Annotated in this window: 14 protein-coding genes; 4 read left to right on the forward strand and 10 right to left on the reverse strand. The window is 75.5% G+C overall.

All coding sequences use genetic code 11. The features are described 5' to 3' along the window. Nucleotides 1–28 precede the first annotated feature (28 nt). Nucleotides 29–2,044, reverse strand: coding sequence for an acetoacetate--CoA ligase (locus tag NRO40_RS03805; protein WP_058944969.1), 2,016 nt, complete (start codon nt 2,042–2,044; stop codon nt 29–31). Nucleotides 2,045–2,259: 215 nt separating this feature from the next. On the opposite strand from NRO40_RS03805, the gene NRO40_RS03810 reads away from it, so the two are divergent. Continuing rightward, the gene (locus NRO40_RS03810) at nt 2,260–4,650 is read left to right on the forward strand and encodes a glycoside hydrolase family 31 protein (protein WP_058944976.1); all 2,391 of its coding nucleotides are present in this window, start codon (nt 2,260–2,262) and stop codon (nt 4,648–4,650) included. Nucleotides 4,651–4,852: 202 nt separating this feature from the next. Here NRO40_RS03810 and NRO40_RS03815 read toward each other — a convergent pair whose 3' ends face one another. Next, nucleotides 4,853–5,374 carry an NUDIX domain-containing protein gene (locus NRO40_RS03815; RefSeq protein WP_079047485.1) on the reverse strand — a complete coding sequence of 174 codons (522 nt, stop codon included), beginning with the start codon at nt 5,372–5,374 and terminating at the stop codon, nt 4,853–4,855. Nucleotides 5,375–5,418: 44 nt separating this feature from the next. Here NRO40_RS03815 and NRO40_RS03820 point away from each other — a divergent pair, with 44 nt between their 5' ends. Further along, entirely contained in the window at nt 5,419–6,360 is a 942-nt protein-coding gene (locus NRO40_RS03820) for a M15 family metallopeptidase (protein WP_079047486.1), read from the forward strand. On the opposite strand, the gene NRO40_RS03825 is transcribed toward NRO40_RS03820, so the two are convergent. The 4 genes from NRO40_RS03825 to NRO40_RS03840 are packed head-to-tail and all read right to left on the reverse strand — an operon-like array spanning nt 6,326 to nt 10,563. Continuing rightward, complete coding sequence (locus NRO40_RS03825) at nt 6,326–6,934, reverse strand: GTP-binding protein (protein ID WP_058944971.1); 609 nt, start codon at nt 6,932–6,934, stop codon at nt 6,326–6,328. The genes NRO40_RS03820 and NRO40_RS03825 overlap by 35 nt on opposite strands. Continuing rightward, on the reverse strand, nt 6,915–7,340 hold the full coding sequence (locus NRO40_RS03830) for a DUF742 domain-containing protein (protein ID WP_058944972.1): 426 nt from the start codon (nt 7,338–7,340) through the stop codon (nt 6,915–6,917). Before NRO40_RS03830 ends, NRO40_RS03825 begins: the two co-directional genes overlap by 20 nt. Nucleotides 7,341–7,351: 11 nt before the next feature. Then, nucleotides 7,352–7,780: a roadblock/LC7 domain-containing protein gene (locus NRO40_RS03835; protein ID WP_058944973.1), complete on the reverse strand. Its 429-nt coding sequence runs from the start codon at nt 7,778–7,780 to the stop codon at nt 7,352–7,354. After that, complete coding sequence (locus NRO40_RS03840; protein ID WP_058944974.1) at nt 7,777–10,563, reverse strand: sensor histidine kinase; 2,787 nt, start codon at nt 10,561–10,563, stop codon at nt 7,777–7,779. The genes NRO40_RS03835 and NRO40_RS03840 overlap by 4 nt, the downstream gene beginning before the upstream one ends. A 428-nt stretch (nt 10,564–10,991) precedes the next feature. On the opposite strand from NRO40_RS03840, the gene NRO40_RS03845 reads away from it, so the two are divergent. Next, nucleotides 10,992–11,438, forward strand: a complete 447-nt coding sequence (locus NRO40_RS03845; RefSeq protein ID WP_058944975.1) for a hypothetical protein — start codon at nt 10,992–10,994, stop codon at nt 11,436–11,438. 229 nt (nt 11,439–11,667) lie between these two features. Here the strand turns inward: NRO40_RS03845 and NRO40_RS03850 are convergent, their stop codons facing one another. The 4 genes from NRO40_RS03850 to NRO40_RS03865 form a co-directional block, all read right to left on the reverse strand. After that, nucleotides 11,668–16,503: a hypothetical protein gene (locus NRO40_RS03850; RefSeq protein WP_257375327.1), complete on the reverse strand. Its 4,836-nt coding sequence runs from the start codon at nt 16,501–16,503 to the stop codon at nt 11,668–11,670. A gap of 110 nt (nt 16,504–16,613) precedes the next feature. Next, on the reverse strand, nt 16,614–17,525 hold the full coding sequence (locus tag NRO40_RS03855; RefSeq protein WP_058941027.1) for a hypothetical protein: 912 nt from the start codon (nt 17,523–17,525) through the stop codon (nt 16,614–16,616). A gap of 43 nt (nt 17,526–17,568) precedes the next feature. After that, nucleotides 17,569–19,095: a hypothetical protein gene (locus tag NRO40_RS03860; protein WP_058941028.1), complete on the reverse strand. Its 1,527-nt coding sequence runs from the start codon at nt 19,093–19,095 to the stop codon at nt 17,569–17,571. 206 nt (nt 19,096–19,301) lie between these two features. Beyond that, nucleotides 19,302–20,033: a GntR family transcriptional regulator gene (locus NRO40_RS03865; protein WP_058941119.1), complete on the reverse strand. Its 732-nt coding sequence runs from the start codon at nt 20,031–20,033 to the stop codon at nt 19,302–19,304. 212 nt (nt 20,034–20,245) lie between these two features. Here NRO40_RS03865 and NRO40_RS03870 point away from each other — a divergent pair, with 212 nt between their 5' ends. Beyond that, nucleotides 20,246–21,574, forward strand: coding sequence for an MFS transporter (locus tag NRO40_RS03870; RefSeq protein ID WP_058941029.1), 1,329 nt, complete (start codon nt 20,246–20,248; stop codon nt 21,572–21,574). Nucleotides 21,575–21,579: the final 5 nt, after the last annotated feature.

A 21,579-nucleotide genomic window follows, 5' to 3' on the forward strand; every position in this document is an offset into this window, starting at 1 on the left:
CCAAGGGGTCTGACAGCGGTGCCGGGTGTCAGTCGGCGGTGCGCTGCTGGGCGCGGCGGCGTGCGAGGTCCTCGTAGAAGTGGAGGAGGCTGACGTCGTCGATGGAGCCGGGATTGCAGGCCTTGTCGAGCGGGGTGCCCTGGAGGAGGCGCTTGACGGGGACCTCGATCCGCTTCCCGGTGAGGGTGTGGGGGACGCCGGGGACCTGGATGATCTCGTCGGGGACGTGGCGGGGGGAGAGTTCGGTGCGGATGGTCCGCTTGACGCGGTCGACGAGGGCGTCGTCGAGGACGGCTCCTTCGGCGAGGTGGACGAAGAGCGGCATCCAGTAGCCGCCGTCCGGTTCCTCCAGGCCGATGACGAGGGACTCCTTGATCTCGGGGAGGCGCTCGACGGCTTCGTAGATGTCGGCGCTGCCCATGCGGACGCCCTGGCGGTTGAGGGTGGAGTCGGAGCGGCCGTGGATGACGACGGAGCCGTGGTCGGTGAGGGTGATCCAGTCGCCGTGGCGCCAGACGCCGGGGTAGGTGTCGAAGTAGCTGTCGTGGTAGCGGCTGCCGTCGGGGTCGTTCCAGAAGTGGATCGGCATGGACGGCATGGGGTTGGTGACGACGAGTTCGCCGACCTCGCCGGTCAGGGGCTTGCCGTGGGGGTCCCACGCCTGGAGGTCGGTGCCCAGGCAGGGCGCCTGGAGCTCTCCGATGTGGACCGGGAGGGTGGGGACGGCGCCGGCGAAGCAGCTGCACACGTCGGTGCCTCCGCTGACGGAGGCGACGTACAGGTCGGCGCCGGCGGTGGCGAACTCGTCGTGGAGCCAGCGGAAGCCGTCGGGCGGCAGGGGGGAGCCCGTGGTGGCGACGCACCGGATCCGGGACAGGTCGTGGTCGCGGGCGGGGTGCACGCCGGCCTTGCGGCAGGCCATGACGTAGGCGGCGGAGGTGCCATAGAGGGTGGCGCGGGTGCGTTCGGCGACGCGCCACTGGGCGTCGGTCGACGGGTGTCCCGGGCTGCCGTCGTAGAGGACGACGGTGGTGCCGGTGAGGAGGCCGGAGACGAGAAAGTTCCACATCATCCAGCCGGTGGAGGTGTACCAGAAGAACACGTCGTCGGGGCCGAGGTCGCAGTGGAACCCGAGCTGCTTGAAGTGCTCGAGCAGGATGCCGCCCTGGGACTGGACGATGGCCTTGGGAAGGCCGGTGGTGCCGGAGGAGTAGAGGATCCACAGGGGGTGCTCGAAGGGGACCTGCTCGTAGAGCGGGGTGGCGTCGCCCGAGGTGAGCGCGGACCATTCGAGGGCGCCGTCGGGGGCGGGGGTGCCGAGGAGCGGGATGTGGACGACGGCGCGGAGGGTGGGGAGCTCGCGGCGCAGTTCGGCGACGGTGTCGCGGCGGTCGTGCTCCTTGCCGCCGTAGCGGTAGCCGTCGACGGTGAAGAGGACGACCGGTTCGACCTGCTGGAAGCGGTCGAGGACGCTGCGGGCGCCGAAGTCGGGGGCGCAGGAGGTCCACACGGCGCCGACGGCGGCGGTGGCGAGGAGGGCGGTGACAGCCTGCGGGACGTTGGGCAGGTAGCCGCTGACGCGGTCGCCGGGGCGCACGCCGAGGGCGCGCAGTTCGGCGGCGAGGGCGGCGACCTGGCGGCGCAGTTCCGCCCAGGTGACGGGGGTCGGCTCGTGGGTCTCGTCGACGTGGAGGAGCGCGGGGGCGTCGGGGCGCCGGTCCGCGGCGCGCAGGGCGTGTTCGGCGTAGTTGAGGGTGGCGCCGGGGAACCACTGGGCGCCGGGCATGGCGCGGTCGCCCAGGACGCGCGTGTACGGAGTCGTGAAGTGGACGTCGAACCACTCGGTGACGGCTTGCCAGAAGGTGTCGAGGTGGTCGATGGACCAGCGGTGGAGCGCCGGGTACCCGCCGTTCGCGGGGGCGCCGTGGCGCTCTGCGGCCCATGCCTGGAAGCGGGTGACCGCGGCGGAGGCGATGCGGTCCTGGTCCGGCTGCCAGAGCGGCTCGGGTTGGTCGGAGTGCGCTGTCGCTGACGTCGATGTCATGGGGGTGTGCTCCCTGGCTGTACGCGGGTCTGCGTGTGTCGCACGCATGGGCATGGGTGTGCGCGGACGCGGCTGACAGGGACTGTGCCATGGGAGCGGGGATCACACCAGGGTCCTCCACCCATGGTCGGGGCGTTGAACATGTGGTGTGACCACGGGTGAACGGCTGTTGAACGCCTCCCGTGCGCCCCCTGGGGAGTGGCAGGGTGCTCGGCATGGACCGTCGTGAGCTGGTGCGTTCGATGTGGGTGTTCGGCAGGGTGCGGGGGCCGCGAGCCATGCGTTCGGCGTGGCGCCAGCGGAGGGCGGACGCCGTGGGGCTGCCTCCCCGGGGGCCGGAGCGGGCCAGGGTGCCGGGGCGGGTGACGGGGGTGGAGCCGCTGCCGGGCGGAGGGATCGTGCGGTTCGCGCGCTCGGTGCTGCGGGTGTGCGTGTCGGCCGGGGGGACGGTCTTCTGGGGGTGGGACGGGGCGGAGCCCCTGCCGTCGTACGCGTTGGCGGGCGAGGTGCCGGAGCCGGACGCGCGGGTGGTGCTGGAGCCGGACACGGACGGCGGCTGGCGGGTGGTGGCCGAGCGGGTGACGGTGGCCGTGTCGCGCAACGGGGCGGTCGAGGTGCGCACACCGGGCGGTGTGGTGTTGCGCCGGGACCTTCCGCCGCGCTGGTGGGAGCCGGTGGGCGGGGGCGAGGCGCGGTGGGTGCAGCGGTCGGAGGTGCCGGCCGACGCGCGGTTCTTCGGGCTGGGGGGCCGCGCGGGTGGGCCGCGGCTGCGGGACGGGGTGTACCGGCTGTGGAACAGCGACCCGCGCGGCAGCTTCGGTCCGCAGGACGATCCGCTGTACGTCACGATGCCGGTCCACTGGGTGGTGGCGGACGCGGGGACGCACCTGGCGTTCCACGACAACCCGTGGGACGGGCGGGTCACGCTGCGGGAGGGCGGCGAGGGGGCCGGGTCGGGCCACGACCGGCCGGGGCTGGTCGAGGTGCGGATGAGCGGCGGTCCCCTGCGCTGCTGGGTGGTGGTGGGGACGCCGGCGCGGGTGCTGCGCGGGTGGACGCAGTTGACGGGGGCGCCGGCGGTGCCGCCGTCGTGGGCGCTGGGGCCGCAGCACGCGCGGTGGGGGTTCGGCAGCGCCGAGGAGGTGCGGCGGGTGGTGGCCGGGTACCGGGAGCACGACCTGCCGCTGGCGGCGCTGCACCTGGACATCGACCACTACGACGGGCACCGGGTGTTCACCGTGGACCGCGAGCGGTTCCCGGACCTGCCGGGGCTGGCGGCGGAGTTGCGGGAGCAGGGGGTGCGGCTGGTGTCGATCGTGGACCCGGCGGTGAAGGCGGAGCCGGGCGGCGCGGTGTACGAGGACGGCGCGCGGGTGGGCGCCCGGGGGGCGTTCGTGCGGGACGCGCGGGGCGAGGTGGTGCGGGGCGTGGTGTGGCCGGGTGAGTGCGTGTACCCGGACTTCACGGATCCGGCGGTGCGCGGCTGGTGGGGCCGGCTGTACGAGGAGCGGTTGGCGCAGGGGTTCGCCGGGGTGTGGCACGACATGAACGAGCCGGTGTCGTTCACGCCGTTCGGGGACATGACGCTGCCCCGGTCGGCGCGGCACGCGCTGGAGGGCCGGGGCGGGGACCACCGGGAGGCGCACAACGTGTACGCGCTGGCGATGGCCCGGGCGGGGTACGAGGGGCTGGCGCGGCTGCGGCCCCGGGAGCGGCCGTTCCTGTTCTCCCGGTCGGGGTGGGTGGGGATGCAGCGGTACGGCGGTACCTGGTCGGGGGACGTGGCCACGGGGTGGCCGGGGCTGCGGGCGTCGCTGTCGCTGGCGCTGGGGCTGGGGTTGTGCGGGGTGCCGTACTCGGGGCCGGACGTGGGCGGCTTCGACGGGTTCCCCTCGCCGGAGCTGTACCTGCGGTGGTTCCAGCTGGGCGCCTGGCTGCCGCTGTTCCGTACGCACGCGGCGATCGACGCGGGGCGGCGCGAGCCGTGGGAGTTCGGGCCGAAGGTGCTGGAGTACGCGCGGGCGGCGCTGGAGGAGCGGGAGCGGCTGCGGCCGTACTTCGTGTCGCTGGCGCGGCTGGCCCGGCTGACGGGCGCGCCGTACGCGCGGCCCCTGTGGTGGGGCGCCCCGGAGGACCGGGTGCTGCGGGAGTGCGAGGACGCCTTCCTGCTGGGGGACGCGCTGCTGGTGGCGCCGGTGCTGACGCGCGGGACGGACCGGCGGGCGGTCCGGCTGCCGCGCGGCCGCTGGTACGACATGGTGACCGGGCAGTCGTACGAGGGGCCGGGGCAGGTGCTGGTGGAGGCGCCGCTGTCGCGGGTGCCGGTGCTGGTGCGGGCGGGGGCCGTGGTGCCGGTGCGGGGCGAGGAGGGGACCACGGAGCTCGAGGTGTGGGCGCCGGCGCCGGGCCGCTCGGGTGGCGGGCTGGTCGTGCGGGACCCGGGCGACGGGTGGGAGCGGGCGGACGTGGAGCGGTACGTCACGCGGTGGGTGGACGGCGAGGTGCGGGTGGAGCTGGTGACCGACGCGGGGGCGGTGGCGGTGGGGCCCGCGGGGGTACGGGTGCGCGGGTTGGGTGTGACGGGCGGGGGTGAGGGACGGGGGTAAGGCGTGGGAGGGGGTGAGGCGTGCGGGGTGCCGCTGGGGACGGGGCGCGTTCTGCCGGGGCCGCCCGCCGGGTCGAGGGCGGGGGGTGCCGTCGGCGGTGCCCGCCGGGGTCAGGGGCGGGCGGTCAGGGGCGGGTGTGTGCGGGCCCCGCCGGGGTCAGGGGCGGGCGGTCAGGGGCGGGTGTGTGCGGGCCCCGCCGGGGTCAGGGGCGGGGGCGGGGGTGGTCGTACTCCCCCGCGAAGTAGCGGCGGACCGCCTCGGTGTGCAGCGGGAAGGCCAGGGGCGCCGGGGCGCGCAGGACGTGATGGCCGGCCGTCTCGTCCGTGGGGGCGGAAGGCGGCAGGTCGGCCTCGCGGCGCTCGGGGAGGAGACCGAAGAGCAGCAGGTGGCCGCCGGGCGCGCTCATCGCGTCGGCCAGGCGCACGTCGTCGGCGGCGGCCTCGATGCCGGTCTCCTCGCGGAGCTCCCGTACGACCGCCTCGCGCCAGTCCTCGGTGTGGTCGATGTAGCCGCCGGGCAGGGCGGTGCCGCCGCGCGCGGGTTCGATGGTGCGGGTGATGACCACGAGCCCGGCGCCCTCGGGGCCGGACGCCGGGAGGAGGGCGACGGCCACGGGGAGGGGGTTGCGGTAGGTGACTGCGGTGCAGGAGGGGCAGGTGCGGGGCCAGGGCTGGGCCGGGTCGGCGTAGGCGGCACCGCAGTGGGCGCAATGGGTGTTCTGCACGGGGCGCACTGTACCGATCAGCGGCGGGGTGGTAGACGGTGTTCATGACAGGACGTGGTGTTCCCGTACGGTCCGTGGCCGCCGCCGTCGCCGGGGCGCTCGCCCTGGCCGCCGCTCCCGCCGCCCCGCCCCCGGCGCGGGCGGAGGCGGGGCCGGTGACGGGTCCGGCGTCGGCGTCGGCACGGGCGGGATCCGGGGCGGAACCCGTCGCGCCACGGGGGTTCGTGGCGCTGGCGGCGGTCGATCCGACCGTCCTGCACGACCTGCGCTACACGACCGCGCACAACTTCGTCGGCGAGCCGGTGGACGGGTACCGCCAGCCGCTGTGCCTGCTGACCCGGTCGGCGGCGCGGGCCCTGCACCGGGCGCAGACCCGGCTGCTGCGGCGGGGGTACTCGCTGAAGGTGTACGACTGCTACCGCCCGCAGCGGGCCGTCGACCACTTCGCGCGGTGGGCGCGGGACCCGGACGACGAGCGGATGCGGGCGGAGTTCCACCCGCGCGTGGACAAGTCGCGGCTCTTCGCGGACGGGTACGTGGCGGAGCGATCGGGGCACAGCCGGGGGTCGACCGTCGACGTGACGCTGGTGCGGCTGCCGGCGGCGCCGACCCGCCCGTACGTGCCGGGCGAGACGCTCGTGGACTGCGCGGCGCCGCGCGCGGAGCGGTTCCCGGACGCCTCGGTCGACATGGGGACGGGGTACGACTGCTTCGACACGCTGTCGCACACCGACGACCCGCGGGTCCAGGGGGCGCCGCGGCGCAACCGGGACGCGCTGCGCGAGGCGCTCGCGGCGGAGGGGTTCGTGAACCTGCCGCAGGAGTGGTGGCACTTCACGTACCGGCCGGAGGACTTCCCCGACACGTACTTCGACTTCCCCGTGGCGTGGCGCTCGCTGACCGGCCGCCCGGGTGGGCCGTCCGCGCCCCGAGGGGACGCGGACGGCCGGGTCAGGTGGCGACCGGTTCCGGGGTCGGCTCGGTGAAGGTCATCGCGTGCCTGACCACCGCGACGAGGACCTCCTTGACAGACTCGCGCCGCCGGGCGTCGCACATCAGCAGCGGTACGGCCGGGTCCAGGTCCAGCGCCGCGCGTACCGCCTCGACCGGATGGAGGTCCGCGCCCTCGAAGCAGTTGACGGCGATGGCGAAGGGGATGCGCCGCCGCTCGAAGTAGTCGATGGCCGCGAAGGAGTCCTCCAGGCGGCGGGTGTCGACCAGGACCACCGCGCCGAGCGCGCCCTGCGCGAGCTCGTCCCAGAGGAACCAGAACCGGTCCTGGCCGGGCGTACCGAACAGGTACAGCACCAGGTCCTCGCGCAGGGTGATCCGCCCGAAGTCCATCGCGACCGTGGTCGTCGACTTGGACTCGACCCCGTCCAGGTCGTCGACCGGCCGGCTCGCCTCGGTGAGCTCCTCCTCGGTGCGCAGGGGCCGGATCTCGCTCACCGCCCCGACCAGCGTGGTCTTGCCGACGCCGAACCCGCCGGCGACCAGGATCTTCAACGTCACCGGTTCGACCGGCGGCGGACCCTTGCGGCTAGAGCGCCCGAAGGCCATTGATCACCTCACGCAGAATGCTCACGTCCGGCAGCTCGGCCGGCGGAACGGGACGGGTTACGTGGACCAGCTCGTCCTCGACGAGGTCGCCGACCAGGACCCGGACCACCCCGACGGGCAGGTCCATCCCGGCGGCGAGTTCGGCGATCGACTGCGGGAACTCGCTGCAGCGTTCGACGATCTCCACGTGTTCCGGGGAGAGCGTCTGGTCGCGGCCGGGGTCGTCGGCCGCGGGCTCCGGGACGACGACCGCGATCAGGTCGAGCCGGTGGCGGCCGGCGGTCGCGGTCCGGCCGCGGGTCATCGCGTACGGGCGCACCACCGGACCGGCGTCGTCGTCGAACCAGTGGTGGGCGTCGCCGCCGTTGCGGTGGCGCCGCGCCTGTCGCGCCGCTGCGTCGCTCATCGCATCCCGCCTCACCCTCCGGTGGGCAGGCCGGACCGGGGGGCGGTGGCGAGGTGGGCGCCCACGCGCTTGACCATGAGCGTCATCTCGTACGCGACGAGGCCCACGTCGGAGTCGGCGTCCGCGAGGACGGCGAGGCAGCTGCCGTCACCGGCGGCGGTGACGAAGAGGAACGCGTCCTCCAGTTCGACGACGGTCTGACGGACCTTGCCGGCCTCGAAGTGACGGCCGACTCCCTTGGCGAGGCTGTGGAAGCCGGAGGCGACGGCGGCCAGGTGCTCGCTGTCCTCGCGGCTGAGGTCCCGCGAGCCGCCCGTCGGCAGGCCGTCGCTGGAGAGCACCAGGGCCTTGCGAATGGAGCCGACCCGCTCGACCAGTTCGTCGAGGAGCCAGTTCAGCTCGCCGGTTGAGTTGGGTGTTGCGGCGTTCGGTGCGGTCATCGACCGTCCCCCTCCGGTGTCGTTCCTGGTGCTGTCTCACTGCGGGCGCGCTGCCAGCCTCGCTGCATCGCGGCCATCCTTCGGCGTACGTCTTCGGCCTCCCGCTCCGCGTCCTCGGGGTCGGTGAGGCCGGGCGCGGGGGCGGGTGCGGCCGGGGCGGCGGACCGCTCGGCCTGGTCCCGCAGCTGCGGGACGAGGCTCGCCTGGCGGACCCGGCGGGGCAGGCCGCCGATCGTCGGGGCGGCCCCGCCCGGCGCGGGCGGTGCGGGTGCGGGTGCGGACGGGGTGCTGCCGTCGCGGTCCCCGGGGCTGTCGTCGGGGGTGCCGGCGCCGTGGCGGGCCCGGGTGGTGCCGTCGCGGTCCCGGCCGGCGCCGTCGCGGGCGTCATGGGCGTCGCGGGCGTGGCCCGACGGGTGTCGGTCGGCGCGGGCTTCGCCGGGCGTCTCGTCCGCCGCGGGGGCGGGGTGGGCGCGGGCGGCCGGGTCGTCGACGCGCCGGCCGTGCCGGGCCACCAGGGCCGGCCTGCGGCGGGGCAGCGGGATGGGTCCGGTGGGGCGGTCGTCGGACGCGTCGGCCACCTGCTGGTGCTGCTCGCCCGAGGGCGCGCCGGCGGGGCGCAGGGGCGGGCGGGGAGCGAAGAGGGCGTCGTCCGGGGCGCCCGTACGCCCGTCGCGGTCGCCGTCGCGGTGGCGGCGGTCGAGACCTTCCTGCAGGCCGGCCCGCAGTTCGTCGGAGAGGTCCCCGAGGAGGTCGAAGGGGCCCTCCAGCTCGACCGGCCCGTCCAGGGCCGAGGTCGTGTGCGGCAGGGCGGTGCGCCGTGCCGTGCCGCCCGTACCGCGGCGGTCGGGGGTCTTGCGGTCCAGCCGGAAGCCGGCGCCCTGCGTCTCGGGGGCGTCGGTGAGGAGCGCGGCCGGAAGGAAGACGACGGCGGTGGTGCCTCCGTACGGGGAGTGCTGCAGGGAGACGCGGACGTTCTGCCGCCGGGCGAGGCGGCTGACGACGAACAGACCGAGTCGGTCGGTGTCGGAGAGCTCGAACTCGGGGGTCTCCGCGAGGCGGAGGTTCGCGTCGAGGAGGTCCTCGGGCGACATGCCGAGGCCCCGGTCGTGGATCTCCAGGGTGAAGCCGTTGGCGACGCGCTCGCCGAGCACCTGGACGGCGGTGTGGGGCGGGGAGAAGACGGTGGCGTTCTCGAGGAGTTCGGCGATGAGGTGGGTGAGGTCCGCGACGGCGGGACCGCCGACGCCGATGCGGGGCAGGCGCCGGACCTCGATCCGCTCGTAGTCCTCGACCTCCGCGACCGCGGCCCGGACGACGTCCATGAGCTGGACGGGCCGGCGCCACTGGCGGGAGGGGGCCGCGCCGGAGAGGATCACCAGGCCCTCGGCGTGGCGGCGCATGCGCGTGGTGAGGTGGTCGAGGCGGAAGAGGTCGGCGAGCTCCTCGGTGTCCTCGGTGCGCCGCTCCATCGTGTCGAGGAGGGTCAGCTGGCGGTGCAGGAGGACCTGGTTGCGGCGGGCGAGGTTGACGAAGACCTCGGAGACGCCGCGGCGCATGTCGGCCTGCTTGACGGCGGCTTCGACGGCGGCGCGCTGAAGGGTGTTGAGGGCCTTGCCGACCTGACCGATCTCGTCCTTGTCGTACTCGAGCCGGGGAACCTCCGTCTCAACGTCGACCTGCTCGCCGGCGGCCAGACGGCGCATCACGCTGGGCAGGCGGGCGCCGGAGACCTCCTGGGCCTCCTTGCGCAGCCGGGTCAGGTCGCGGACCAGCCCGCGGCCGACGCGTACGGAGACGATGACGGAGCACAGGACGGCGAGGAAGCCGAGGACGCCCGCGCCGCCGGCCTTGAGCAGGACGCCCTGCGCGGCGGGGCCGACGCGGTCCTGGTAGCGGTCGCCCGCCTCCCGGTTCTCGGTCGCCAGGCCGTCGAGGACGGCGCCGGCGGCCTCGGTCCACCGGGCGGTGTCCGTGGCGCGCGGGTCGTCGGTGGGGCCGCCGGACACGACCGACTCCTCGACCTCCCGCAGCGGCTGGCTCCGGGGGCCGTGCCAGAAGTGCCGGTAGACGTCGCGCTCGCTCTGCGGCAGGACTTCGAGGCTGAGCTCGTAGAACTGCCGGCGGCGGGCGACCAGGTCGGAGATCAGGCGGATCTCCTCCGCGGTGAGGCGGTTGCTGATGAGCGAGGAGACGACGAGGGCGTCCTCGCGGGCGAGCATCTCGCGGGCGCGGGTGAGGCCGACGAGAGCACGGCCCTGCTTCTCCATCTCGACGTTGTCGAGGGCGTTGAGGTGGACGAGGAAGGTGTAGCAGGGGTCGACGAGGCGGTTGTAGAACTCCAGCGCCTGGAGGCGACCGACGGCGCGGGTGTCGACGGAGCGGCGCAGGGTCGCCAGGCTGTCGAAGGCGGCGAGGAGCGAGTCGAGGCGCTGCGCGGCGTCGTCCTGCATGGCGCCGGTGACGCGGGGGTCGCGGGCGTTGGCGCGGATGACGGCGACGGTGCGGTCGGTCTCGGCGCGGTCGCGGCGCAGGGCGGTGAGGGCGTCGGCGGCGCGCGGGTCGGCGAGGTAGACGAGGCTCTGACGGCGTTCGCGCTGGATCACGCGGACGGTGTCCTCCAGCGGGTAGCCCACCTTCTGCATGATGTGGCCGACGTCGAGGAGGTGGCCCGCCTCACGGCCGGTGATGAAGGTCGCGAAGCCCCACAGGCCGGTGAGGGACAGGAGGGGGACGAGCAGCAGCGCCACGATCTTCCTGCGGATCGACTTCCCGCGAAAGCCCATGGCCTCCCCCAGCCCGCCCGGCCGCCCGGCGCGGCACGGGGTGTACACATCAACGGAGCAGCAAACGGCGCGAGCCTACTACTGCCGCGCAGGGGACCCGAAGACGCGTCCGGACGTTTTTCGGCCGCCTCACGCGTTGTTGATCATGACTTGTCCCGGTATCCCCGCCATGCCGGGAGAACACTCGGGTCACCGGTGAATCCGGCTGTGGCGCATGACACCTGGCGAGGCGTCAGTACCGTGCCGGTGGGGCGTCCGAGCGGAGCCGCTCCGGCCGGGATTCCGGATGGCTGGAATTGCTCCCTCCGGGAATCTTCCCGGGCCACCGGCCGTCTTCCTGTACGGGGGGCGGCGGTCCGATCGGCGTAGAACGGTCCACAAGGGGCAGCCACCCTGGTACGGGTATCTGTGGTGGGGAGTGACGGTGGATGAGCACGGGGCGTCATGAGCTTTGGGTGGAGGAGCCGGTCGGGCGGCGCAGGCTGCCGGATCCGGTACGGATAGTGGCGGTACGGGCCGGGATCGTCACGTCGGTGGCGCTGATCCAGGCGATGGCCGCGTACCTGCTGACGGTCACGGGATCCTGGCTGGCGTTCCCGCTGGTGCTGACCAGTATCGGCAGCACGGTGGGGGCGACCTGGGCGGTCCTGGACGTCTGGGTGACGCGTCAGGTCTGGAAGCAGCGGTACGGGGTGGTCTCGGAACCGAGCAGCACGGCGCGGCAGCTGCGGCGCGAGCGGCGGTTGGCGAAGCGGGCCGCGCGGGAGGCCGCGCGCATACGGACGGCGCCCGCTCGGACCGCGGCACGTGGCGCGCAGGCCCCGCCGGGCGGGCACGCCCCGCAGCCGGCACCGGGCGAGCTGTCCCGGGCCTGACGCGGCGCCGCGCCGCGGCTGGGGCGCGGCCGGGGGCCGGGGGCCGGGGGCGCGGGTGTGCCCCCGGCCCCCGGCGTGCGTCTCGGCGGGCCGCCCGCGGGCTCGGCCGGCAGCCCGCGGGGGGGCCTGGCGGTGTCGGGGGTGCCAGGTGGAGCGGGTGCGCCCCGGCGGTGTCGGGGCGCGGGGTGGCGGGTGCGGGTCCGTGCGCCGGCGGGCCGACGGCCGGGCGTCAGCCCGCCGTCGGCTGACGCTCCGCCGGGGGCTGCCCCTCCGCCAGGGGCCGCTCGGACCTCGGCCGCTCGGACGTCGGCCGCTCGGCGGACGGTCGCTCCGTCGGCTGGCTCCGGCGGAACATGCGGGTCGCGGTGATCTCGCCGTGGACGGCCGGCTCCCCCTCCTGGGCGGGTTGCGGCAGCCCCGGCCGCAGGTGCTCCTCGACGCTGATGTACTTCAACCCCGCCCGCAGGTCGGCATCGTTGCGCAACCTGATCACCAGCGGGAACTCCGCGAGCGCCGTCGTGTCGAAGAGGCCCGTCGTGTACAGGAGCTGCACGCCGAGCGCGTCCGACACGGCCCGCTGGAGCTCCAGCAGGTAGGTGGCGTTGGCGCGGCCGATGGGGTTGTCGAGGAAGAGCGTGCCGGCGTGCCGGTGCTTGTCCCGGCCCCGGTCGTTGCTGCGCAGCGCCGCCATCGTGCAGTACAGGGCGATGGCGGCGGTCAGGAGCTGGCCGCCGGAGAAGACGTCACCCATCTGACCGACCGGGACGCGCTCGGCGCGGAGCACCGCGTCGGGCTTGAGGATCTCCACGGCGACGCCCCGGGGCTGCAGGGCCGCGTGGACGCCGCGCAGGAGCAGCGACATGCCGTCGCGCCGGAGGTCGGAGTTCTTCTTGACGGCGGCGCGGGTGGCCTCGTCGATGACCTCCCCGAGCCGCTCGACGAGGGTCGCCTGGTCGGGCTCCTCGAAGCGGATGCGGAGGAACTCCTGCCCGGACCACTCGCCGAGGCCCTCGGGCAGTCGGGAGAGGCGCTGGGCGGAGCGGAGCGTGGTGAGCGCGGACTCGACCAGGCCGCGCAGCCGGTCGACGATCGACTCGCGGTTGCGCTCCAGCTGGGCCAGCTCGTCGGTGAGGACGCGCAGGCGCGGCGCGAACGCCTCGGCCCAGCGGGCGGCGTGCTCGGGCAGCGCGGCCGCCGGCAGCTCCCTGATCTGCTGCCGGGCGGGGGTGCGCACCTGCTCGTAGCGGGTGGAGTTGGCGTGCCGTACGAGGACGTCACAGGCCTCGCGCACGGCTGAGTCGGCAGCGGACAGGTCGGCGGCGCAGCCGCGCAGGGAACGGCGGGCCTCGGCGGCGGCCTGGCGGGCTTCCTCCAGGGAGCCCGCGTGGGGCTGGGGCTCCCGCGGGTCGTCGTCCGCGTGCTCGCGCAGCTGGTCGCGCAGGAGGGCGGCCAGCTCGTCGAAGCCGCCCGCGGCGTCCTCGGCGGCGCGGTGCGCCCGCAGGAGGTGGGCGTGCGTGGCGCGGGCCGCCTCCAGGGCGTCGGTGCGCGCGGCGAGTTCGCCGGTGGCCGTGCGCAGCAGCGTCTGGGCCTGCTCGGCGTCGGCGGGGACCAGCTCGTCGGGCAGCTCGGTGTGCGCTTCGCCGTCGGTGGGGGCGAGCCGTTCGGCCTCGCCGCGCAGCCGGCCCAGCTTCTCGCTGGCCTCGGAGGCGCGGGTCTCCAGCAGCTGCACCAGCGACTCGGCGCGGGCGGCGGCGGCCTGCCGGGAGGGGCCGTCGGCGCCGTCCGGGCTGTCCAGCAGCTGCGCGGCGCGGGTGCGGACCTTGTTGGTGAGCCGGTCGAGCTCGGCGAGGGCGGCGCTCTCGTCGCTCTCCGCGCGGGCCTGCTCGGCGCGCAGGTCGGCGCCGACGCCCACCTTCTCGTACAGCTGCGACGCGGCGCGGTACGCCTCGCGGAGCGCCGGCAGGGAGGGGCGCGGCACGCCGCCGTCGAGGAGGTCGGTGCCGTCGGGCTTCTCCTCGGGGACGTTCTCCGGGGCGCCGGCGATCTCGGCGCGTTCGGCGCGCAGGGCGCGGGCGGTGCGGTGGGCGTCGTCGGCGGCGCGCTGGGCGGCGCGGCGGTCCTCGTCGGCGGCGCGGGCGCGCTCCAGGCACGTCTGGGCCCTGGCCTCGGCCTCGGCGGCCTCGTCGGCGAGTTCACGCAGGCGGGACTGCCAGCCGGCCCGTTCACGGAGCCGGAAGGCGAGACCGGCGAGGGCGTCGGCGACGCGGCGGGCACGCTGGGCGGCGTCCTGCCGTTCGTCGCGGACGCGGGCGGTCTCGGCGGCGGTCTCGTCGGCCTCCGCGCGGGCGGCACGGGCCTCGGCGAGGACCGCCTGCGCGGTCTCGGCCGCTTCGCGGGCGGCTTCGGCGGCCCCGGCCAGCTCGGCGAGCATGCCGGGCGGGCAGTCGGCGCGCCACGAGCCGACGCGGGCGGCGAGCGAGCGGTCACCGGCGAGGCGGGCCGCGAGACCGCGGATCTCCTCGTCGCGGGCGGCGGCACGGGCGCGCAGGGCCTGGCGCTCCTCGTCGGCGGCGTGCTCGTCGTGCATGGCCGGGTTCGGCGGGATGAGGAACACCTCGCCGTCGTCGTCCGACGGCTGCCGGGGTACGGGCGCGAGCAGCGCGGCGGCGGTGCCGACGGCGACGGCGGAGCGGGGCAGGAGGGCGGCGCCGGCGAGGGCCTCGCGGGCGCGGGCGTACGACTGGGGGTCGGTGACGACGACGCCGTCGACCAGTTCGGGGCGGGCGGCGAGGACGGCGGCGTGGTCGGCCGGGTCGACGGACTGGGCCAGGTAGCGCCAGCCGGGGAGGGCGGGGACGCCCTGCTCGCCGAGGAACTCGACGGTGGCCAGGACGTCGGGGCCGGGCGGCAGGAGGCCGCCGTCGCCGAGGGCTCCGAGGATCCGCGCGTCGTCGGCCGCGGCGGTGCGCAGGTCGAAGAGCTTGCGCTCGCCCGAGGCGATGTTGTGGTCGAGGAGCTCGCGCAATTCGTCGGCGTACCGGTCGAGCTCCTCGGCGGTCAGGGGGCCCTGGCCGGCGCGGGGCGCGGCGGCGCTCGCGCCGGGCCGCTGCCCGGTGGCGACGCCGGCGTCCCCGCCGGTGGCCGCGCCGGCGGTCCCGCCGTTGTGCTCACCGGTGCTGCCGCCGGTGTTCTGGCGGGGTACGCGGGCGGTCCTGCGGGCGGCGGGCAGGCTGAGCAGCTCGGCGAGGCGCTCCTCGGCGGCGATGGACTCGGCGGCGCGCCGCTCGGCCTCGTGGGCGTGGTCGGCGGCTTGGGCGGCGTCGGCGGCGCGGGCGGCGGCCAGCTCGGCGCGGGACTCGTCGGCGGCGGCCTCCCGCGCGCGGTCCGCGGCGAGGCGGGCGGCCTCGCGGGCGGTGTCCCAGGCGGCGACGGCGGTCTTCTCGGCGTCGGCGGCGGCGAGGGCGGCGCGTGCGGGGTCGGCGTCGGGGGCCGTGTCGTCGAGCCAGCCCGCCCGTACGGCCTCGGCGGTCTCCTGCTCCACCTCGGCGAGCCGCTGGCGCAGGTGGCCGGCCTCGCTGCGGGCGCGCTGCGCCTCGGTGGCGGCGGAGGTGGCGTCGCGGTGGGCGGTCTCGCCGGCCTCCTGGAGGGCGGCGGAACGCTCCTCCTGCTCGTCGGCGTGGCGCTCGCCCTCCGTCGCGGCGGCCTGGAGGGCGCGGACGAGGTCGGAGGCGGCCTTGGCGCGGGCGGCGAGGGCCGGTGCGGCGTCCCGCTCCGCCTCCTGGATGGCGACCGCCACGCGCGCGGAGCGGTCGGCCGCGGCGCGGTGGCGCAGGACGGCCTCGGTGGCCTGCCAGGCGGCGTGCAGGGTGCGGGCGTCGGTGAGTTCGCGGCGCTGGGCGGCGGCGCCCTTCTCGGCGGCGGCGAGCGCCAGGGACGCGTGGCGGTAGGCGAGTTCGGCGGCGACGAGGGAGCTGCGGGCGCGGGCCTGCTCGGCGTCGGTGACGGTGTGCGCGGCGGCGGTCACCTGCTCGGCGAGCTCGGCGGTGCGCACCCGTTCCTCGCCGGCGCGGGCGGTCAGGCGGCGCGCCAGGGCGCGGGTGCGGCGCTCGGCGGCGGCGTGGACGTCGCGGGCGCGGGCGCGGGTGTCGGCGGCGTCGACGATGCGGCCGAGGAGGTCGACGGAGCCGGCGGTGAAGTCGCGTTCCGCGGTGAGTTCGGCGCGGCGGCCGAGCTTGCCGCCGAAGCCGCTGACGAGGTCGGCGAGGCCGTCGGTGTCGCGGGTGTCGGTGACGGCGCGCAGCAGGAGGTCGGTGAAGTCGGAGTCCTTCTTCACCGCGAAGAGGCCGGCCGCCTCACCCTCGTCGGCGTTCATCTCGCGCTGGTAGCGGAAGAGTTCCGGGTCGAGGCCGAGGTCGCCGAGGTGTTCGTTCCAGCGGTCGTGGATCTCCTCCCAGTACACCTCCAGGTGCGGGTACGCCTTGCCGGCCTCCGTGAGGGCGTCGCGGAAGCCCTTCATGGTGCGGCGGCGGCCCTGCGCGCCGGAGGCGCCCTCGCCGTGCGCGCGGACGGCGGTGGACTCGGCGACGGGGAGGTTGTCGAGGCTGAGGCCGGGGCCGGGACGGAAGGAGTACCACGCCTCGGCGAACTTGCGCGGGTCGTTGGAGACCTGGCGGCCGCGCCACTCGCTGACCTTGCCGACGACGACGAGTTCACCGGTGAGGGTGTGCTGCCACTCCAGGGCGACGTGTCCGCAGTCGTCGGCGAGGAGGAACTTGCGCAGGACGCCGGAGCTGGCGCCGCCGAGGGTGTTGCGGTGGCCGGGGAGCATCACCGAGAAGATCAGCTTGAGGAGGACGGACTTGCCGCCGCCGTTTTCCAGGAAGAGCACGCCGGCGGGGGCGGGCCGGCGGGGCGGCCCGACCGGTTCGTCCTCGAAGAACTCCGCCTGGGTGGGGGCGGGCCGGGGCACGGGCTCGCCCACTCCGCGCAGGTCCAGGACGGTGTCGGCGTAGCGGGCACCGGCGGGTCCGATGGAGTAGAGGCGGACCCGGGACAGCTCGTACATGGCGGCGGACTCTCGTCGGTGGTTCGGAGGGGTGGGGCGTCGGGACGCCGATGGCGGAATGCCGGTGGCGGGGGCGCCGTCGGCGGGGCCGGGGCGCGGGTCGGGGGCGGTCAGCCGTGGAACGGGAGGCCCGCGTCCGCGGCCAGTTCCAGGTCGTCGCCGTCGGGCGGGGGCAGGAGGGAGGCGGTCCCGTCGGTGACGGGGACGACGCCCAGGTCCAGCAGTTCGGCCATGGCGGCGCTGCCGGCCATGTCGCGGACCTGCAGCTGGAAGCGGGCCGTCGTGCGGTAGGCGCCCCCCGCGTCGTCCCCGGTGCGCTGGAGGAAGCCGGAGTCGGTGAGGAAGGCGACGGCCTTGCCGATGATGCCGGTGGTGGAGCCGGCGAGGCGCCGGGCGTCCTTGGTGGCGCCGGTGGCGCTGCGGCGCGTGTAGGTGCGCCAGGCGGCCTCCAGGCCGGGGGCGGCGGAGGCGGGGTCGGTGTTCTCGCCCTCCCGCTCGGCACGCTCCTCCAGGCGGCGGCACGCCTGGCGGACGAAGGCGTCGACGCCGTTGACGGTGATGCGGCCGATGTAGCCGTCGTCGGCGAGGTCCTCGGGCCGGGGGAAGGCCATGGCGGCGATGGCCAGGTGGGCGAGGCCGTGCAGGAAGCGGTCGGCGGAGTCGGCGGAGGCCCGGCGGGCGTAGTCGCCCATGCGGACGGCGAAGACGGAGTCCTCACCGGCGGTGACGGCCATGCCCGCGCGTGGGGAGACCTCCAGGACGACGAGGCCGAGGCCGGTGGCGACGGCGTCGGCGAGCCGGGCGAAGGGCGGGTCCTCGCGGTAGCGGCGGAGCAGTTCGGCGTACTCGGCGTCGCGGGCCGGGAGCAGCCTGGGCTGGAGGCCGAAGGAGACGAGCCGCGCGGCGTCGGCGGCGTCGGCCGGCGTGACGCCGCCCGACGCCGCCGGCGGGGCGGGCACGGCGGCCTGCCCGGCGTCCGACTCGCTCCACGCGTCGGTGTGCTCGGCGTGGTGGTCGCTCACGGCTGGTGCTCCTCGGTGCTGCTGGTGGTCGCGGTCATGCGGGCTACGTGCGGTCGGCGGCCATGCCGGCCGCGTCGAGCAGGGCGGTGCCGACGATGAGGTCCGCGCCGCCGAACTCGGGGTCGTCGAGCTGCGTGCCGTCGTCGACGGCGAACAGGAGGCGCTCCTCGCCCTGGCGGTAGGCGGTGCCGACCGGGGGGCTCGCCGCGTGCACCGCGAGGAGGGCGACCAGGTAGGGCAGGTCGGGGTCCTTCCGGCGGGCCTCGGCGAGGAGCCCGGAGAGCCGGCGGGGCGCGTCGTGCTCCAGGTCGAGCAGCGCCATGGCCGTCTCGAGCTGTTCCTCGCTGAAGCGGCTGTCGTCGGGGGTGGCGATCAGATCCGGCTCGGGCATCTCCGCGCCGAGGTGCTCGCGCTCCGCGGGCGGGGTGAGGAGGAGGTCGACGAGGTCGCCGAGGCGTACGGAGCCGGGGGTGCGCAGGCCCGTGCCGCGGGCGAAGTAGGCGTCGGTGACGCGGCCGGCCTGCTCCAGCGGGAGCGGCAGCAGGGGGGCGAGGAGCTGTCCGTACAGGTCGAGACCGGTCCGGGCGGCGGGCTGGGCGAAGGCCTGGCGGTCCTGCTCGGCGCGGAAGAGGGGCCCCGCCTCCAGAAGACGCGACTGGAGCTGCGTGTGGCGGCGGATGCAGTCCTTGACGATGTCGACGAGCTCGGCGGCGCGCCGCTTGTGCTCGGGCTCCTCCGCCTCGTCGCGGGCCTTGCGGATGTTGGTGAGGATCGCGTTCTCGTGGCGGTAGCGGTCCGCGACGTGGTCCAGCGCCTCGTCGATCATGTCGGGGACCGTCTTGAGCCAGTCGACCGCGCGGACGTTGCGCCGGGTGGCCTCCAGGGTCTTGCGGAGGGTCTCGGCGTACTGCACGGTGCGGTACCGGGCCTGCTCGGCGGCGAGCTGGGCGTCGGCGAGCCGGCCCCGGCTGATCAGCACCTCCAGCTTGACCTCGGCGGCGATCTGGGCGCTGGTGACGTCGGTGTCGAGGGCGCCGACCAGGACGTTGACGGCTTCGTCGGTGGTGCGGAGGTAGACGTTGCCGCCGTACCCGGGCACCTCCTCGATGAGCTTGAAGTCGTAGTCCCGGCGGACGTAGACGCCGTCGACGCCGAAGGTGCCGTAGACGGCGCGGAAGCCGCGATCGACACTGCCGACGTTGATGAGGTTCTCCAGGACCCAGCGGGCGACGCGCTCGTGTTCGGCGGCCGGGCGGTGCGGGGCCTGGGCGGCGACGCGGGGCAGCAGACGGGCGACGATCTGCTCGTGGTCGGCGCCCGTGTCGAAGTCCATGTTGAGCGTGACGAGGTCGATCGCCGCGAGGGCGACCTCCGCCATGGCGTAGACCGAGTACTCGCCCGCCAGGTTCGCCTTGCGGGCGTCCAGGTCGTGCAGGGGCGCGGTGCAGGCGAGCGCGCGCAGGCGCCGCGCCAGCCCTTCGTCGGCGGCCGGGCCCTGCGCGGGCCGCGGCCCCGCGCTGAGCTGGGGCGGAACGAGTTCCGTCGGTTCCGTCGGGGCAGGCGAAGTCACGCTGCACAGAGTAGGTCCTCGTGGTGACAGCGGTCGAAACGGCGCGGGTCGGCGGGTGCGCGGGGCGGGACTTCGGGCCGGCTTCCGAGGCGGGGCCCGGGGCGTGCGTGGCGCAGGAGCGGAGGGCCGGGACGGGCGGGGGTGCAGGAGCGGAGGGCCGGGACGGGCGGGGGTGCAGGGGCGGAGGGCCGGGACGGGCGGCGTGCTCAGTCCTGGGGCGGGGCGGCGTGCTCGGGTGCGGGGCGGGCGGCGTGCGCCACGCGCCGGGCGTACACGTCGACGAGCTGGGCGCGCGAGTCGTCGAGGTACGCGCCGAGGAGCCGCTCGGCCGTGGTGCGCTCCCCCGCCCGCAGCGCGTCGAGGATCTCCCGGTTGCGCGTCAGGTAGGGCTCGTGGAGGGCGTGCGGGTCGTCGACCACGTGGAAGGCGAGGCGGAGTTCGGCGAGGACGCCGCGCATCAGCTCGTCGGTGCGCTCGCTCCCGGCGAGGGCGACCAGCTCGCGGTGGAAGTGGATGTTGGCGGTGGACACGCCCTTCCAGTCGCCGACGCGGGCGTGCCGTTCCCCTTCCGCGACGGCGTCGGCCAGCCCGTCGAGGGCGAACGGCGGGTCGCCGAGGTCGTGTACGACGGCGCACTCGACGAGTTGGCGGATGCGGTAGATGTCGACGACGTCGTCGACGGCGAGGACGCGGACGAACACGCCGCGGTTCAGCTCGTGCACGAGCAGACGCTCGTGGGTGAGCAGGCGGAACGCCTCGCGCAGGGTGTTGCGGGAGACGCCGAGCGCGCCGCCGATGCCGTCCTCGGACAGCCGGGTCCCGGGCGGGAAGTACCCCTCCGCGATGCGCGTGCGCAGGATGTCCGCCACCCGCTCGGCGGTGCTCGTGCGCCCCAGCAGCGCGCGGTCCTCGGCCAGTCCGCCGCTCGTCGTTCCCACCGGCACCGTCGTCCCTCCCGTGGAGCCCCAGCCCGCCTGCCGTCGCCATCGTAGATCCGGGTCGAGGACGGGCGGTCGGAGGTGCCGGGACGGTTGTCCACAGCCCTTGTCGGATCGTTCAACGATCCTCTACGTTGTCGGACACCGCACGGCCCGCTCGGCACCATCCACGGCACAGCCCAGGCACGCTCCTCACCCTCTGCGAGGTGCAGATGAGTACGACCCGGAAGACTCCGACGAGCCAGGACGCCGCGTCCGCAGGACCGCAGCCGCAGCTGCAGCCGCCGGAAGGGGAGCCGCCGCGGGGCGGCGAGCGGCCGTTCGCGTGGCTGCGCGCGCTCGGGCCGCGCGGCCGCCGTGCCTTCGCCGGCGCGTTCGGCGGGTACGCCCTGGACTCCTACGACTTCTTCACGCTGCCGCTGAGCATGGTGGCCATCGCCGCCTACTTCGGCCTCGACAGCGGCCAGACCGGGCTGCTGACCACCGTCACGCTGGTCGTGTCGGCCGTCGGTGGCGCCCTCGCCGGGATCCTGGCCGACCGGATCGGCCGCGTGCGCGCGCTGATGATCACCGTCATGACGTACGCGGTCTTCACGGTCGCCTGCGGTTTCGCGACGGACTACGGGACGCTGCTGGTCTTCCGTGCCCTGCAGGGCCTCGGCTTCGGCGGCGAGTGGGCGGTCGGCGCGATCCTCGTCGCCGAGTACGCGTCCGCGCGGCACCGGGGGCGCACCCTGGGCGGCGTGCAGAGCGCGTGGGCGGCCGGCTGGGCGCTCGCCGTCGTCGTGTACACCCTGGTCTTCCACTTCCTGGACCCCGACACCGCGTGGCGCGTGATGTTCTGGACGGGCGCGCTGCCCGCGCTCCTGGTGGTCTACGTCCGGCGGAACGTGCGGGACGCCCCGGAGGCCGAGCGGATCCGGCGGGCCAGTGCCCGGCGCGGTTCGTTCGCGGAGATCTTCCGCTCCCGGCTGGGGCGCACCACGCTGTTCGCGGTGCTGCTGTCCACCGGTGTGCAGGGCGGTTACTACACACTGGCCACATGGGTGCCCACCTACCTCAAGACGGAGCGCGGCCTCACCGTCGTCGGCACCGGCGGCTACCTGGCGTTCCTCATATCCGGCGCCTTCATCGGCTACCTGACCGGCGGGTACCTGACGGACCGGCTCGGCCGGAAGCGGAACATCGCGCTGTTCGCCGTCCTGTCGGCGGTGTGCATCGTGGCGTACACGAACATCCCCGCCGGGGCGGACGGGCTGGTGCTCGTCCTCGGCTTCCCGCTCGGGTTCTGCATGTCCGCGATCTTCAGCGGTTTCGGTTCGTTCCTCGCCGAGCTCTACCCGACGTCGGTGCGCGGCACGGGGCAGGGGTTCACGTACAACACGGGCCGCGCGGTGGGGGCGTTCTTCCCGACGCTGGTCGGCTTCCTCGCCGGGAGTTGGGGCGTCGGCGGGGCCCTGGTGTTCGGGGCGGTGGGGTACGGCATCGCCGTGCTGGCCCTGCTCGGGCTGCCCGAGACGCGCGGACGGGAGCTGTCGTGACGGAT

The organism is Streptomyces changanensis (assembly GCF_024600715.1).
Classification (GTDB): Bacteria; Actinomycetota; Actinomycetes; order Streptomycetales; family Streptomycetaceae; genus Streptomyces; species Streptomyces changanensis.

Excerpts from the sequence above, each read along its gene's own strand:
- NRO40_RS03805 (WP_058944969.1), bottom strand. The coding sequence starts at position 2,044 with ATGACATCGACGTCAGCGACAGCGCACTCCGACCAACCCGAGCCGCTC.
- NRO40_RS03810 (WP_058944976.1), top strand. The coding sequence starts at position 2,260 with ATGGACCGTCGTGAGCTGGTGCGTTCGATGTGGGTGTTCGGCAGGGTG.
- NRO40_RS03820 (WP_079047486.1), top strand. The coding sequence starts at position 5,419 with ATGACAGGACGTGGTGTTCCCGTACGGTCCGTGGCCGCCGCCGTCGCC.
- NRO40_RS03825 (WP_058944971.1), bottom strand. The coding sequence starts at position 6,934 with ATGGCCTTCGGGCGCTCTAGCCGCAAGGGTCCGCCGCCGGTCGAACCG.
- NRO40_RS03830 (WP_058944972.1), bottom strand. The coding sequence starts at position 7,340 with ATGAGCGACGCAGCGGCGCGACAGGCGCGGCGCCACCGCAACGGCGGC.
- NRO40_RS03835 (WP_058944973.1), bottom strand. The coding sequence starts at position 7,780 with ATGACCGCACCGAACGCCGCAACACCCAACTCAACCGGCGAGCTGAAC.
- NRO40_RS03840 (WP_058944974.1), bottom strand. The coding sequence starts at position 10,563 with ATGGGCTTTCGCGGGAAGTCGATCCGCAGGAAGATCGTGGCGCTGCTG.
- NRO40_RS03845 (WP_058944975.1), top strand. The coding sequence starts at position 10,992 with ATGAGCACGGGGCGTCATGAGCTTTGGGTGGAGGAGCCGGTCGGGCGG.
- NRO40_RS03850 (WP_257375327.1), bottom strand. The coding sequence starts at position 16,503 with ATGTACGAGCTGTCCCGGGTCCGCCTCTACTCCATCGGACCCGCCGGT.
- NRO40_RS03870 (WP_058941029.1), top strand. The coding sequence starts at position 20,246 with ATGAGTACGACCCGGAAGACTCCGACGAGCCAGGACGCCGCGTCCGCA.